Raw genomic sequence first — 14,844 nt, 5'->3', positions numbered from 1 at the left:
CGCCTGCAGAGTAAAGGAAATGCTTAGGAAGAATAGATGTATTGACCACCTAAAAGGTTTTGATTAAACAAACTTTGTTCAAATTCATTGCACGGCATAGGTTTACCATACAAAAAGCCTTGTCCAATATCGCAACCTTCATTGATCAAAAACTGCTCTTGTTGGGCTGATTCAATGCCTTCTATGACCACTTGTAGATCGAGCTTTTTCGCAATGTGTATGATTGAACAAATGATGGCTCTGTCGTCATCAGATTTCTCCATTTGTTGAACAAAGCTTTTGTCGATCTTAATCGCGTCAAAAGGGTATTTCTTCAGATAACTGAATGATGCGTACCCCGTGCCAAAGTCGTCAAGTGACAGCGTCACACCAAGGTTGTGCAATTTATTCAATGTGTTACGAGCCACGACTTCATCTGCAATCAACGCACTTTCAGTCACCTCTAACTCTAGGAAGTGTGCCGGCAGGTGGAAGGTTTCAAGGAGGTGTTCTATTTGCTCAGCGAAATTAACGTTTTGTAATTGGATAGGAGACACGTTCACTGCAATCTTGAAATTGTCCACCAGCTCAGACCACTGTTTGGCTTTATCAATCGCGGTTCTCAAGACAAAAGAGCCGACTTCAAAAATCAATCCGTTTTGTTCTGCCATGTGAATTAATGCTTCGTTGGATACATCACCCAAGACAGGATGACGCCATCGCAGTAGTGCTTCGGCACCTATCCATTTGTGCGTATGTGGAAGTACCTTAGGTTGGAAGTAAAGCATTAAGTCGTCGTTGCGAACGGCTTGTAATAGGTAGCTTTCAAGCTGATTGTGATTGTTCAGTTCTTGAGTGTGGCTCTCACAGAAGTAGTTGTACGATTCACCAGACTCTTTACATAGCAACATGGCATAACAGGCGTTTTGCAGCAGTTGTTTGGCGTGACTGCTTCTGTGCGCTTGAACGACGCCAATATAAGAGTGAAGGTGGACTTCGTTTTCATCAATGTGGAAGTTGCCGACGCTAACATGGGTGATGTCTTCAAGTAAGTGTTGGACTTTCGATTCGATATCTTCACCAGAGACAACAATCACCAAGTCGTTTGAACTTGGACGGCCAGTCACAAAATAACTGGATTCGTTGTGGCCTAGGCGGAAGCGAAACTCTTTCAATACCTCGTCAAAGGCTTCAAATCCGTATTTTGTTTCGATACTACGTGCGTTACTAAAACCGACGTTAATCACCACCAAAGATTGTTGGTCATGGTTCATGGTTTCTAAGATGTGGTCTAACACTTCTTCAAGTGCAACGCGGTTTAAAAAGCCCGTCCCATGATCGTGGGTTTGTTGGTAGCTTACTTGCTTTTCTGCGGCCTTACGTCGGTCGATTTCTTTTGTTAGCGAGTAGCTAAGTTGGGCGAGGTCAGTCGTTCTATTCTCGACTCTATTTTTAAGTTCGTTATTTAAGCGCAGTAACTTATGTTGTTGGAAAACGACGGCTAGTTGCGCCTCTATGGATTCTTTAAATGTGCTCAATAGTTCTCGGTAGGTGTCATTGTACTGATTTTCTTTGGTATCCAGCATACAGATGGTGCCGAACGTTTCCCCGTTTGGCCAATAGAGTGGTAAGCCACAATACGAAATCATGCCGAGCTTAATATCAGGGTTGTCTTTCCACTCGTCATCAATGAGTGCATTAGGAACAATGAGTTCGCGTTTGTTTTTAATGACATGCTCACAGTAAAGGCCATGACCAAGTTCTTCTTTGTCGCCGACTTTATAAGGGTTGTTATCCGTCTCGCTGGAGGTATTTACTTCAATGTGGTTTGGGTGGATACGCATGATCAGCGTAGTTGGGACATCCGCGATGCGCGCGAGCAGGTTGACGATATTTTGCCAGCTTTTCCGCATGGATTCGGGTATTTCATAATCTAATGTTTGCAATGTACCCATATAGGTCATCCTTTCCCGTAATTTCACGTCCTGTGAATGAATATCGTTTTTGTTTTTGCGCGAGCTTGTTATTTAACCACTCGTCTATTTAAAGTATAGGGGGGGCGGATTCGGAAACAAAAAAAAGTCCCGAAAACCTTTCAGGACTTTGAATTACTTGGCACTATCTCAATAGTGAGACGCTTTAAATTAAGGCTTTAATGCTTTCAAAGTCTTCATTGAGATGTCTTGAGCATAATCGACACCCTCAAAGTTAAAGCCGTTCAGTTTCATAAACTCGTCTTTAAAGCCGTCGTAATCACCGATATCAGCGAAGTTGTCTGCGTTCATTTGCTCTAAAAGTGCAGAAACTTCTTCTTGTACTTGAGGATCTAACTCAAGATCATCGATACGAATCAAGCGTTCGCCATCAACGGGTACTTTGTTTTGGTCGTAAAGCTTTGTCGTGAACAGACGTTGCATTTGCTCGATACAACGCTCGTGAGTACCTTTCTCTTTCATTACACGGTATAGCGCAAGTAGATAAGGACTCAGAGCAGGGATGAACACACTTGCCTTGGTGACGAGCGCTTTACACACTGTTGCGTAGGCAGCGCCGCCAAAGTTCGCCATCTTCATGTTCAATGCATGGCTGGTTTGGTGAAGGTCAACTTTTGCTCGGCCTAACGTACCGTCTAGGTAAATTGGGTGTGTAACTTCTGGGCCCATGTAAGAAAAGGCAATCGTCTTACAACCCTTGGCAACAGATTCAGAATTGATCAGTGTGTCTATCCAACTTTCCCAGTCTTCACCACCCATGACTTTAATCGTGGCTTCTGCTTCTTCTTCTGTTGCTGGCGCCAATGTAGATTCTACCCATTGATCGTTTTCCAGCATGATTGAAGCACCCGTTACCGATTCTCCAATTGGCTTAATGACACTACGCCAAAATTCTTCAGATTCAGGCTTAGGGCGAACGCCTGTTGCTAAGCTGTAAATCACTAAATCTACTTCACCCTCAAAGTAGGTTTCAATGGCTTCAATAACTTGGCTACGAACTGAGTCTGAGAAAGCATCACCAACGATGTTTACTGCAGTGCGACCATGATGAATGGCTTCTTCTTTAAAAAAGATGTTGTTGTACCAACCAGCACTACCGACACCTTTGTCTGACGGACCGCGTTCAAATGACACGCCAATGGTGTCTGCTTCAGCACCACCAAATGTGAGGGCGATACGGGCGGCCAAGCCAAAACCTGAAGAAGCACCGATGATCAAAACACGATTGGGGCCATTTTTGATCTGCGGTGCTTGTTTAACGTATTCAATTTGCTCTTTGATGGAAGCGCGGCACCCATACGGATGTGCCGAACGAGCTACAACACCTTGAATTAACGGTTCTATTTGCATTTTTATTATCTAACCTTGGTGAATAATACTTTCGACAGGGTAACGTAAAGTTAGGTAAAACTTATTGAGCTAGACCAGTAAAATTAGAGATGTTTAACCAATTCTTCGGCGACGAGGTCGGCAATGAAAGGTTGAGCTTCCGGTTTAGGGTGCAGGCCATCGTCCATCATCCATTCTGGTTTGACGATGACGTGCTCTAAAAAGAATGGCATTAACGCGACTTGTTGATGCTCGGCGAGTTTCGGATAGATATCGTAGAACATATCACTGTATCGCTTACCATAGTTCGGTGGGACACGGATTTGCATCATGACAACATCCGCACCAGAATCTTTGATCATGGTAATCATTTTCGATAAGTTCGACGTAATAACATTAGGTGGAAAACCACGAAGGCCATCATTAGCGCCGAGTTCAATAAGAACAAGATCCGGTGTGTGCTGCTCAAGAAGAGAGGGTAAACGAGCCAAGCCATTGCCAGTGGTGTCTCCGGAGATGCTGCCGTTTACAACTTTTACATCTTGGCCGTGTTCTAATAAGGCATCAGGGAGTAAGCTAGGCCAGCTCTTCTCAATCGGCATCTGATAACCAGCGCTCAAGCTGTCGCCCAAAACAAGTAACTTTTCGCTCGCATGTGCGGTGGCGGAAAGGCAGAAAAAGAGAACTAAGGAAAGTATACGAATCATGCAAACACCTGTACTTAAAGCACCTATTGTTCAAGCTAATTTAGTTTCTAAACAAGTCTCTACTAATCAAGAACAATTAACAATCCTTAAAAATGTAAATGTTGACATTAGAAAGGGTGAGAAGATTGCTATCGTTGGCACCTCTGGTGCCGGTAAATCGACGCTCATGACGTTGCTTGCTGGGCTAGACACGCCGACGTCTGGTGAAATCACGTTACTTGGACAAGAGCTATCTAAACTGGACGATGAAGCTCGCGCTAAAATCCGTGCAGATTCACTGGGATTTGTGTTTCAAAGCTTCTTGTTAATCCCGAGTTTGAGCGCACTGCGTAACGTTACTCTTCCTTGTCTTTTACGTGGTGAATCTGAAGATGATGCACGAGCGACAGAACTACTGACAGCGGTAGGGCTTGAGAAGCGCCTTGACCATTTGCCAAGTCAATTATCCGGTGGTGAACAACAACGAGTTGCTCTAGCTCGTGCATTCATGACTCAGCCAGAACTGTTATTCGCCGATGAACCAACGGGCAACCTTGATCATCAAACGGCAGAGAAAGTCATTGAGCTTCTATTCGACCTTAATGAGCAGCATGGCACGACGTTGATCTTAGTTACGCATGACAGCCATTTAGCGAGTCGCTGTGACCGTGTCTATCGTATGGAAGCGGGTGAGCTAAAAGAGGAGGTGCTATGTCCGTGATCTCCTCAAGTGAACAAAGCTCTGCATCAAACAAAAAAGCTCATCAGTCGCCGAATAAAAGCTTGGTTCGTTGGAGCTTTGGGGAAATACGTCAAGGTAACTTGTGGCCGATTAGTGTCGCACTCATTCTTGTTATAGCCAGTATTTTTGCTTTGTCTGCGTTAGCAGAACGAATGGAGCAGGTCATCGTTAAGCAAGGCAAAGACGCATTAACAGCCGATGCCGTGTTTGTTTCAGCAAACCCCATTCCGGATACGCTTCTCACTTCAACTAAAGAGCTTGAACGCTCGACCATGACGCGCTTTGCAACCATGGCGTTCAGCGATAATGGTATGCAGCTTATCTCGGTACGCGGAGTCGATGAGCGATACCCATTGATGGGTGACTTAGTTTTGGACAATGACTCATCAGGACACATCAAGCCGAATCAGTTATGGTTGGATGAGCGAATCATGGCACAATTGGATGTTGAGAAGGGTGACGTTGTCACTATAGGCGACGCCGATTTCACGGTTTCCGGTGCCGTATTGATGGAACCGGGATTGAGTTTCAACCCTTTCCAACAAATGCCTTCGGCTTACATCCACAACAGTGACGTTGATAAAACAGGCGCGATTCAAGTAGGCAGCCGAGTACAGTATCGTTTATTCCTTAAAGGGGATGATGCAACACTGGCGCAACTGCAAGACAGCACTGAGCTTTCGCCAAGTGATCGTTGGCGTACTCAGGATACGGCAAGTCGAAGCAATGAGGTGTTTGAACGCACAACACAATACCTTTCTTTGACCGTAGCGATTGTCATCATCATGGCGGCAACCACGTTGGTTTTGACGTGTCAAAGCTACGTAAACAGCCGGACACAAACTATCGCGATGTTGAAAAGCTTAGGTGCGAGTCGTCGTTGGATTGAAAAGTGGTTATTGATTCAAGTTACCATTTTGCTGGTAAGTGCAAGTATTGTGGGCTTGTTACTGGGCAGTGGCTTGGAGTATTTGTTACGAATCCCACTCAAGGACTTGCTTCCAAATCCACTACCTAGTTACGGTGTCACTCCATTTTTAGTTTCTGTTGTTTCAGCGGTTCTGATTACGGTTCCTGCGCTGGGGATTCCGTTACTTGGTTTGATCAAAACGCCGGCTTTAGAAGTTCTGCAGCAAGGTTCAGGTAAACGTTCATGGAAGCGTATGTGGTTAGTGTTGGTTCCTGTGGTGCCATTGCTTATCCTTTACGCGAATAACACACTCGTTTGGATTGTACTTGCGGGAATCGCCGCATTGTTTGTTGTACTCGCAATGATGAGTGTGATGTTGACCAAGTTGTTCGCTCGCGTTTCAACTCGTCCAGCAATGAAACTAGCGTTAAGTCGCATCAACCGTACGCCCGTGACAAGTGGATTGCAGTTTGGTGCGTTATCACTGTCCTTGATGTTGCTTTCAATCATCTGGCTTGTACGTAGTGACATACTTGCCGATTGGGCAAGAACACTCCCTGCGGATGCACCTAACGTCTTTGCATTGAACATTGCTGATTACGAACTTGATAGCTACGTGGAAACGTTAGATAAAAATGGCGTGACGCGGTCACAAGCTTTCCCGATTATTCGAGGACGCTTGGCTGAGATTAATGACGTGAGCGTCAAAGAGATCAAATCTGAAGGTCAGGGCTCTGATGCGGTGAGTCGTGAACTCAACCTTACTTGGGGAGATTCTCTACCAGAGTACAATGACATTCTTTCCGGAGAGTGGACCAACAAAGGTAGCGTATCGGTAGAAGCAGAAGTGGCCAGTGCGCTTGGCATTGAGTTGGGCGACAAATTACGATTTGTGATCAACAGTCAGAACTTCGATGCGACAGTAGACAGCATTCGTCATGTTGAATGGCGAGATATGAAGCCAAACTTCTACTTTATCTTCTCTTCGGATGTTATGGCGAGCTTGCCAGGTTCTTACCTGATTAGTTACCGCATTGGCGAAGAGAATGAAGCGCTCTTAGCATCTATGTCACGTGAGCACCCAACCGTTTCAGTGTTAGATATACGAACGATGGGCGATAAAATCCAAGAGCTTATTCAGCAGATTGTGTCAGCCATTACCATCTTGGCGTTGTTAGGTGTTGTCGCTGGCTTATTGTTGATATTCACATTGCTTCGATTGAGCTTGTCTCAACGTCAGCAAGAGATTCGACTTTATCGAACTCTCGGGTCTAGCAAAAAACGGATTAACACAACATTGTGGGCGGAATACGGAATTATGGCTCTCGTCGCGAGTGGTGTGGCGGTATTTGCAGCCGAGCTTTGTGTCGCTGCGGTGATGAAGTATGGCTTCGAGTTGAATGCGCAAATCCACCCAGAACTGTGGATAGCTTTACCATTTGCTACGTTTGCCGTTCTCGCCTTGGTCGTTATGAGTCTTTTGAAAAGATTGTTAACGCCAGTAAACACTTAATTAGCTTGTAATAAGCCAAAACGGAAGCACTCCATGACAGTTTTATTTTAGTTATCCACAAAAACAGTGGATAACTTTTGGGATAACTGAAGTGTTAATAAAGTGGGGTGTTTCCGCAGGCTTTACACCATGGGTGTTAGCGTTAAATTATTATTCACAAAGGGTCAAAATCGGGCTTTCCCAACAACCTCGTCAAGCACTTTTTTCGGAAATTTTTTGCTCTCGAAAGTAACTTTTCGCGTATACCTTTAACAAATGCAAACCCATGAACTTTTTGTGATTTTAATCATAGTCAAACCCGAGTAGAATCCACATTAAGTAAAGATTTCTCCTTATAAAATTTCAGTGAAGCAATGAAGTCTGAGTTTCCAAATCGTAAAGATAAACACATCGCTATTGTTGGTGGCGGTGTCGCTGGCTCTACTGCGGCAATCCACTTTGCCGAGTTAGGTTTTAAAGTCTCCATTCTCGAGAAAGGGGTCTCATTAGTAAATGGACCTCCGATCTGCCACCTACACGCGGGCGGAAACCTTTATCGTGAGATTTCCGAACAGCAATGTTTGGATCTTCTGACTCAATCGATCGACACAATCCGATTGTATCCACATTCACTGAACATTCGTCCTACCATCATTGCCGTGCCTCATTCAGATGGAGGAGACCCTGAAGCATTATTACCTCGATTAGAAGTAATTAAACGTGCTTATCAATCTCTGGTTGAACAAGACACAAGTAATCAGGTGTTGGGAGAACCAGACGAGTATTACAAGTTGTACTCCAAAGAGGCCCTCATTGCGCTTTCTAAGCTTGTACAGCCAGAACACCCGCAAAGCATTGATGAGTGGACTATCCCTTTTGCTCAGCACGCAGACCTCGAGGCGCTTAAGTATCCAGTGGTCGCTGTTCAGGAATACGGATGGAGCGTATTTAGGCTTGCTGCTGTCGCGAACATGACGCTAGAACAACTTCCTAATGTTGATGTGCTGACGCAAGCAGAGCTAAAACACACCCATTGGAGTGGTTCTGATTGGGAACTGGCTTACCTTAAAGCTGATGAACAAAAGACACTACGTTGTGATTACTTAGTTAATGCTTGTGGCTTTGAGACCGGCGCAGTTGATGATGCGATTGGCGTAAAGCGCGATCGACTTGTCGAATTCAAAGCGGCTTACGTGACCCGTTGGAATAAATGTACTCAGCAATGGCCAGAAGTGATCTTCCATGGCCCTCGCGGTACAGACAAAGGCATGGCTCAGTTAACGCCATACGGTGACGGCTATTTCCAGTTGCATGGAATGACCAAAGGCATCACGTTGTTTGATGATGGCTTGGTGGAAAGCTCAAAAATCTCTGCACAACCAGAGTTACCAACCAGTTTATTGTCAAAAATACGCAACGGTTGGCGACAAGAGATCCTCGATGAGCGCACTGATAATGCGATTAAGCATATGTCTCAATTCATTCCGGATTATCAAAGTGCAGTGAAAGGCGGGAAAGCACTGTTCGGTGCGCAGCAAATCCCAGGTACTGACCCTGTATTGCGTGCAGCAGACGTGACATTTGAAGAGAACAACTATGCTCGAATTGAAGTAGTTAAAGCTTCTTCAACGCTACTAGCAGCTCAGAAAATGGCGCAATATTGGTTTGATATAGCTCCGAATGCCAATGTGGAACTTGAACATCCTGTAACGGTACATTGGAGTGAAGAAGACGTAGAGCAGTTTGCGGTAAAACTCACTCAAGAGCGCGGTTATCCAAAAGCATTGGCAGAGCGCTACGGGATGTAGCGCTCACGTTTTAATGACTAAATATGGGCTTAGTAACCAAAAAACTGAGCCCATTGACACCACACATCTTGCAGACCTTGTCTGTCTCCTTTGACGAAACTGACTTCTTGCCCGGGTTTAGCTTGCGCCAGACGTGGCAGATCAATTCTTGCGACACAACCAAACTTCGGATAGCCACCAATGGTCTGGTGATCGTTCAATAAGACGATTGGGTTGCCATCGTTTGGAATCTGAATAGAACCCAGTGCAATACCTTCTGAAAGCACGCCATCATAGGGCGGCTGTATCGCTTTGCCCTCAAGACGATAACCCATACGATTTGAATTGGGTGATATCTTAAAGCTAGCACAATAGAAATCATCAATGGACTGCTGGGAAAAATCTTCGAACTGGTAGCCTTCGATCACTCTCAGTTTTAATGGCAAGTTGTAATCTGGTTTAAATCGGAACGTCATCTGTTTGGGTTTTGACGTTGGGAGCGAATGTGGCTCAAAGCCAATAATATCTCCGGCTTTCAAAGGATTGCCATCTTTTGTCATACCGCCGAGAGATTCTCTCACAACCGTAGACGTGCTCCCTAGGTGTTTCTCAACACTAAATCCACCTTTAACAGCAAGATACGCACGTAAACCATTCTTTGGCATTCCGAACTTAAGTGTCTGGCCTTTTCTGAGGCAAAAGTCAGACCAATTAGAGATAGGCTCACCGTTTACTGATGCATTAAGATCACCGCCACAAAGCGCCAAATGACAATCGGCTAGGGCTTTAAAGCTCGCATTACCCAATGTGATTTCGATAACAGAGCAGTTAACGGGGTTGCCTAGAAGATGATTCGACCAACTGTAAGCATAATCATCGACAGGGCCGCTTTGAGTTATCCCAATGTGAGCAAGGCCAAAACGACCAAAATCTTGAATCAAAGAGAGTGGACCCGGCTTTTCTATTAACAATCCCACGAAGCTCATAAAACGCCTCCTAAACTGACAAACTCTTGTTTGGATATTGAACCAAACGTGACCTTGTCACCAACTTCAAAAGGGATTAAGGGTGGAGTATCAGTGAATAACGAGATTGGCGTACGGCCTATGATGTTCCATCCACCAGGGCTGTCGGATGGATAGACTGCGGTTTTACTGTCGGCAATCGCCACACTTCCGGCAGGTACATTGGTACGAGGTGTATGGTGTCTTGGCATGTGAAGTTCTGGACTTACATCCGACAGAAAAGCAAAGCCCGGAGCGAACCCAATGGCTGAAACGGTATAAACAGGCTTGGTATGCAGTTCAATAAGCTTATCCATTGATAGCCCATTTTGTTGAAATCGTTCCAAATCGAGAGCCGTTTCATTCGAATAATAAACGGGAATAGAAATGTAGTTCGGCTGTTTGTTGTCCATAGACTGAACGTCGAAGCGGCTCACGATCTCATTGAGCGTTTGGAGTATTACAGACTCTTGAACTCTAAAGGGCAGGTAGTCAATCAAAATGGTGCGGTAAGAAGGAACCACATTCATTACGATGAGAGTGAGTTTATCTACAATTTGATGTGCTAACTCGCCTATGTGCTCAACAGTAATGGTTTCATCAAAGCGAATTAGAATGCTGCATTCAGATATAGGAGAGATCGAAAACTGCCCTTGATTCATTAATTTCCTCCGGTGTAGAGACTTTGGCGAATTTTTTGAATCAACGCGATAGATTCATCATTATCACCATGTACACAAATCGTGTCGGCCTCTAACAAAATATATTGCCCCGATGTCGTTTTTACTCGACCTGATTCTGCCAGCATTCTGACTTGTTCTAGTATTGCATGTTCGCTGTTTAGTACCGCATTAGCTTGTGTTCTTGGCGTTAGTAACCCGTCATCTTGATAAAGGCGGTCCGCGAACGCTTCGAAGAGTAGAGGTACATCAAAATCATCGGCAATTTCTAGGTATTTTTCGTTTTCTTGGGACGCTAATATCATAAGAGGCACTTTAAACAGCGCTGCCGCTTTAACGACCGCTAAGAAAATACCATCACTCAGCATCATGTCGTTGTAGAGCGCCCCGTGAGGCTTGATGTAACCAATATCAGTATATTGTGCCTTACACAGAGCCTGTAGTGCGCCAACTTGGTAAATCACCATATTAGTGATTTCTTCGTAGGTCATCTTTAAGCTGCGGCGTCCAAACCCTTGTAAGTCTGGATAACCAGGATGCGCACCAATTTCCACGTCATGTTGATTAGCGAGGGTAATAGTATCGTGCATGACATTAGGATCAGACGCGTGGAAGCCACAAGCAATGTTCGCCATGTCTATGAAAGGCATTACGCTTTCATCTGCACCCATGGTCCATGCGCCATAGCTTTCGCCCATATCGCAGTTTAGTGTTAGTTGCTGGTTGTTCAATGTCATACGTTTATTGTGTCCAAAGTATGCTTAAAAATGCAGGAAATTGCGTTTTGGTTCAGTGACTAACGTCATTTTTCATGCAGGTGTTCGAAAAATACGCTATAAATGATCGACTGGTTATTTGAAATGATCCGAATTTTCAAGAAAATCATGATTAATCAGTCTAATATCTGAGAATTTCAGGTTCATTTCAGTGCCTGTCGTGTTAGTCTTGGCTCTTCTTTTTGTGTGATAGTTTGCATAGCAACCCTTTTGTTCTTTTGGTTGCTTTCTGCGACAGGAATATATATGTCATTAAGAGCAAAGCTAATATGGCCGATTCTCGCTTTCATCACGGTCATCTTTGTTACATCTCAAAGTTACACATCGTACATCACCTACCAGTCAGCAAAACATGAGCTTGTTGAACAAACAAAAGTGCTCATCAATGATGTATCTCACTCAATTAAAGATGCGCTGGCCACAAAGAACAAGCAAAAAGCTCAATCTATTTTGGCTGACTTTCTGAAGGAGCCAAACGTATCACGCGTTAAGCTTTACGACAAAGAAAATCAACCATTTGCGATTTTTGCTCTCGACGGTTTTTCAGCGCCTTCGCCAACAAAGCATGAACGAAGTCATCTTCATGCTATGGGGTATGCGTTATCTGCTCATTTTCTTTATGTACTTGAACCGATAATCCATGACGGACAAGTGATTGGAACGATTAGAGTCACATTGTCTCAACGTCCTTTGATACAAGTAAGAGATGCGCTATTGCAAGATGGGCTTCTGTTCCTAATCATTCTTCTCGCTGGTGGCGTGACCTTTTATATCGGTGTCGAGCGTCGTGTTCTTCGCCCTCTAGTGGAAGTTAATCAAGCACTCCAAGACTTCGCTAATGGTCATCATTTGAGTGGCCGCATTAGTCACCGTTCAAAAGATGAAGTCGGGCAACTCGTCGCTTCTCTGAATCTGATGGTAGACAAGCAAAAAAGACTAGAAAAACAGCGCAAACACAGTTTGGAAGTGTTGGAACGTCGTAAAGCGTTTGCAGAAGAAGTGGTAGATTCGATTCAAGATGCGCTTATCGTAACGGATAACTTAGGTCGCGTAATTCACTGTAATAAGGCGACGCAGAGGATTTTTGAAAAGACTTACCATGGATTAGAAACGGCAAATATCTGCGACTTGATCCAAACTAAAGCACCGAATGAATTAGGACAAATTTTAAGTCGAGGCTTAGAGTGTGACGGCATCCATCTACAAAATGCAGAAGATGAACAGCAATTAAGTTTAACCAGTCGCCGATTAGCAAAACACGGCTATCTTCTTTTTGTGATTCAGGATATCACCGAGATCGAAGAAGCCATGAACCGACAACGAGTTGCTGGACGTGTATTTGAAAGCAGTCAAGACGGCTTAGTGGTTCTCAACCATCTAGGTGTTATTACGATGGTAAACCCAGCGGTGACAAAGTTGATTGGTTTAACCGCTGAACAACTGGTTGGACAGCCGTTTATAAAATCAATTCGCTGGCGGAAACTGCAAGCAATGATGCCAAGTATCATCGAATCGATTGAAAACTATGGAATGTGGCAAGGTGAAGTAATAGAGAAAAACCACCTCGGTCAGCTTATACCAATGTTTGCGAGAGTGAATCGTATCATTAAGAGTGAAGATCAGAACTCGTTTGATATGGTGATAATTTTAACGGATCTTTCAAGTGCAAAAGAGATGGAGCGTTTAGAATACTTAGCGCATCACGATCCGTTGACGGGACTTGCTAACCGTTCAAAGTTCCATTTCGAATTGGAAGAATTAGTACAAAGATCAGGCTATCTGCGTGATGAGTTTGCGGTACTTTATCTCGACTTGGACGGTTTTAAAGGTATCAACGATACTTATGGCCATGATGCTGGGGATGAAGTGCTTAAGATCGTCGCTAAACGTATGACTGGAGCTACAAGACACAGTGATTTGATTGCTCGTTTGTCTGGGGATGAATTTGTCATGTTAGTGAATCCTGCCAATCAAAAAGTGGTGACTAGGATTGCAGAGCAGTTATTAGAAACGATTTGTGCTCCAATAGAGTATCGTGGTTCTTTGTTAATAGTCGGGGTTAGTATCGGTGTGAAATTGGTGGGTGTTAATGAACGTGACGCCACCCGAATTCTTAAAAGCGCAGATACTGCCATGTATCAAGCGAAGAAAGCCGGCAAAGGCCAAGCAATTTTAATGGGTTGCGAATCCCCAGATACAGTTTAAAAACGGGCTAGAAACCTTTAGACTAGCCCGATTCGCGTCAGAAGGAATGATAAAATGAAAGTACTTGTTACGGGTGGTATGGGCTACATTGGCAGCCACACTTGTATTCAAATGATCGAAGCTGGTATGACACCAGTTATCCTCGATAACCTTTACAACAGTAAACCAACTGTGCTTGAGCGCATTGAAAAGGTTTGTGGCGTAAAACCAATATTCATTGAAGCAGACATTCGCGACAAAGCTGCGCTTGTTGATGCAATGACGACACACAACATTGAAGCAGTTATCCATTTTGCTGGTCTTAAAGCGGTTGGTGAGTCGGTAGAAAAGCCACTTGAATATTACGATAACAACGTGAACGGTACGCTTGTTCTTGTTGATGCTATGCGCAAAGCCGGCGTTAAATCGATCGTATTTAGCTCTTCAGCAACGGTTTACGGTGATCCTGCTTCTGTGCCAATTATGGAAGACTTCCCAACAAGTGCGACCAACCCATACGGTCGCAGTAAGTTGATGGTAGAAGAGTGTCTAACGGACTTCCAAAAAGCGAATCCAGATTGGAGTATCACACTTTTGCGTTACTTCAACCCTGTTGGTTCACACCCAACCGGTGAGCTTGGCGAAGATCCACAAGGCATTCCTAATAACTTGATGCCGTTCGTTTCTCAAGTTGCAGTCGGTCGCCGTGAATTCCTGTCGGTATTTGGTAGTGATTACCCAACTAAAGATGGCACAGGTGTCCGTGATTACATCCACGTAATGGACCTTTCTGATGGCCACGTTGCTGCTCTTGATAAAGTGGGCAACAAAGCAGGCCTACATATCTATAACCTGGGTACAGGTAATGGCTACAGCGTATTGGAAATGGTGAAAGCGTTTGAAGTCGCTTCTGGTAAAGAAGTTCCGTTTAAGCTGGTGGATCGTCGTCCTGGTGATATCGCAGAGTGTTGGGCAGATCCTTCAAAAGCAGCAAACGAACTCGGTTGGAAGGCGACACGTACACTTGAAGAAATGACGAGTGATACTTGGCGCTGGCAGTCAAATAACCCTCAAGGTTATCCAGACGCTTAAAACTTCAAGTTTTACACTTTTATAACAAAAAGGCGCACTTCTGCGCCTTTTTTGATCTAAATCGGAAAAATTCGTAAATTACTGGTTAAAAGGTAGCTTCGATAAATAGAAATGCTAAACTATGTGCGAATCTTAATTTAGGTCGTAAATTTTCATTAAACTATTCGGGGTAGTTCATGGAACTTGGTT

The 14,844-nt window shown here is 44.3% G+C and carries 11 protein-coding genes; 5 read left to right on the top strand and 6 right to left on the bottom strand.

Annotation, left to right across the window (positions count from 1 at the left end; genetic code table 11):
* Positions 1-23 precede the first annotated feature (23 nt).
* The 3 genes from ACLIIY_RS25365 to tesA form a co-directional block, all read right to left on the bottom strand.
* Entirely contained in the window at positions 24-1,934 is a 1,911-nt protein-coding gene (locus ACLIIY_RS25365) for a bifunctional diguanylate cyclase/phosphodiesterase (protein ID WP_434528755.1), read from the bottom strand.
* A gap of 189 nt (positions 1,935-2,123) precedes the next feature.
* Complete coding sequence (gene fabV / locus ACLIIY_RS25360; protein WP_434528754.1) at positions 2,124-3,323, bottom strand: enoyl-ACP reductase FabV; 1,200 nt, start codon at positions 3,321-3,323, stop codon at positions 2,124-2,126.
* An 83-nt stretch (positions 3,324-3,406) separates the two neighbouring features.
* Entirely contained in the window at positions 3,407-4,009 is a 603-nt protein-coding gene (tesA, locus tag ACLIIY_RS25355) for a multifunctional acyl-CoA thioesterase I/protease I/lysophospholipase L1 (RefSeq protein WP_434528753.1), read from the bottom strand.
* Between tesA and ACLIIY_RS25350 the strand changes: the two genes are divergently transcribed.
* The 3 genes from ACLIIY_RS25350 to ACLIIY_RS25340 all read left to right on the top strand — a co-directional run bounded on the left by ACLIIY_RS25350 (position 4,008) and on the right by ACLIIY_RS25340 (position 8,940).
* Positions 4,008-4,709, top strand: a complete 702-nt coding sequence (locus ACLIIY_RS25350; RefSeq protein ID WP_005435141.1) for an ABC transporter ATP-binding protein — start codon at positions 4,008-4,010, stop codon at positions 4,707-4,709. The genes tesA and ACLIIY_RS25350 overlap by 2 nt on opposite strands.
* Positions 4,700-7,153 (top strand): ABC transporter permease, encoded by a 2,454-nt coding sequence (locus ACLIIY_RS25345; protein WP_434528752.1) that lies wholly within the window; start codon positions 4,700-4,702, stop codon positions 7,151-7,153. Before ACLIIY_RS25350 ends, ACLIIY_RS25345 begins: the two co-directional genes overlap by 10 nt.
* Before the next feature lie 353 nt (positions 7,154-7,506).
* Positions 7,507-8,940, top strand: coding sequence for an FAD-dependent oxidoreductase (locus ACLIIY_RS25340; protein ID WP_434528751.1), 1,434 nt, complete (start codon positions 7,507-7,509; stop codon positions 8,938-8,940).
* A 29-nt stretch (positions 8,941-8,969) separates the two neighbouring features.
* Here the strand turns inward: ACLIIY_RS25340 and ACLIIY_RS25335 are convergent, their stop codons facing one another.
* Genes ACLIIY_RS25335 through ACLIIY_RS25325 form a run of 3 tightly spaced genes read right to left on the bottom strand, consistent with a single transcriptional unit; the run spans position 8,970 to position 11,340 of the window.
* Positions 8,970-9,905: a biotin-dependent carboxyltransferase family protein gene (locus ACLIIY_RS25335; protein WP_434528750.1), complete on the bottom strand. Its 936-nt coding sequence runs from the start codon at positions 9,903-9,905 to the stop codon at positions 8,970-8,972.
* Positions 9,902-10,585 (bottom strand): 5-oxoprolinase subunit B family protein, encoded by a 684-nt coding sequence (locus tag ACLIIY_RS25330; RefSeq protein ID WP_434528749.1) that lies wholly within the window; start codon positions 10,583-10,585, stop codon positions 9,902-9,904. The genes ACLIIY_RS25335 and ACLIIY_RS25330 overlap by 4 nt, the downstream gene beginning before the upstream one ends.
* A complete protein-coding gene (locus tag ACLIIY_RS25325; protein WP_009704442.1) occupies positions 10,585-11,340 on the bottom strand; it encodes a 5-oxoprolinase subunit PxpA in 756 nt (251 codons plus the stop codon). Before ACLIIY_RS25325 ends, ACLIIY_RS25330 begins: the two co-directional genes overlap by 1 nt.
* 285 nt (positions 11,341-11,625) lie before the next feature.
* Here ACLIIY_RS25325 and ACLIIY_RS25320 point away from each other — a divergent pair, with 285 nt between their 5' ends.
* Entirely contained in the window at positions 11,626-13,584 is a 1,959-nt protein-coding gene (locus tag ACLIIY_RS25320) for a diguanylate cyclase domain-containing protein (RefSeq protein ID WP_434528748.1), read from the top strand.
* A gap of 54 nt (positions 13,585-13,638) precedes the next feature.
* Positions 13,639-14,655: a UDP-glucose 4-epimerase GalE gene (gene galE / locus ACLIIY_RS25315; RefSeq protein WP_434528747.1), complete on the top strand. Its 1,017-nt coding sequence runs from the start codon at positions 13,639-13,641 to the stop codon at positions 14,653-14,655.
* Positions 14,656-14,844: the final 189 nt, after the last annotated feature.

The sequence above is a fragment of the Vibrio sp. K4 genome (assembly GCF_051122595.1).
Classification (GTDB): domain Bacteria; phylum Pseudomonadota; class Gammaproteobacteria; order Enterobacterales; family Vibrionaceae; genus Vibrio; species Vibrio owensii.
This window is presented reverse-complemented; position numbering and strand designations above follow the sequence as displayed.

Excerpts from the sequence above, each read along its gene's own strand:
- tesA (WP_434528753.1), bottom strand. The coding sequence starts at position 4,009 with ATGATTCGTATACTTTCCTTAGTTCTCTTTTTCTGCCTTTCCGCCACC.
- ACLIIY_RS25320 (WP_434528748.1), top strand. The coding sequence starts at position 11,626 with ATGTCATTAAGAGCAAAGCTAATATGGCCGATTCTCGCTTTCATCACG.
- fabV (WP_434528754.1), bottom strand. The coding sequence starts at position 3,323 with ATGCAAATAGAACCGTTAATTCAAGGTGTTGTAGCTCGTTCGGCACAT.
- ACLIIY_RS25325 (WP_009704442.1), bottom strand. The coding sequence starts at position 11,340 with ATGACATTGAACAACCAGCAACTAACACTAAACTGCGATATGGGCGAA.
- ACLIIY_RS25350 (WP_005435141.1), top strand. The coding sequence starts at position 4,008 with ATGCAAACACCTGTACTTAAAGCACCTATTGTTCAAGCTAATTTAGTT.
- ACLIIY_RS25340 (WP_434528751.1), top strand. The coding sequence starts at position 7,507 with ATGAAGTCTGAGTTTCCAAATCGTAAAGATAAACACATCGCTATTGTT.
- galE (WP_434528747.1), top strand. The coding sequence starts at position 13,639 with ATGAAAGTACTTGTTACGGGTGGTATGGGCTACATTGGCAGCCACACT.
- ACLIIY_RS25345 (WP_434528752.1), top strand. The coding sequence starts at position 4,700 with ATGTCCGTGATCTCCTCAAGTGAACAAAGCTCTGCATCAAACAAAAAA.
- ACLIIY_RS25335 (WP_434528750.1), bottom strand. The coding sequence starts at position 9,905 with ATGAGCTTCGTGGGATTGTTAATAGAAAAGCCGGGTCCACTCTCTTTG.
- ACLIIY_RS25365 (WP_434528755.1), bottom strand. The coding sequence starts at position 1,934 with ATGGGTACATTGCAAACATTAGATTATGAAATACCCGAATCCATGCGG.
- ACLIIY_RS25330 (WP_434528749.1), bottom strand. The coding sequence starts at position 10,585 with ATGAATCAAGGGCAGTTTTCGATCTCTCCTATATCTGAATGCAGCATT.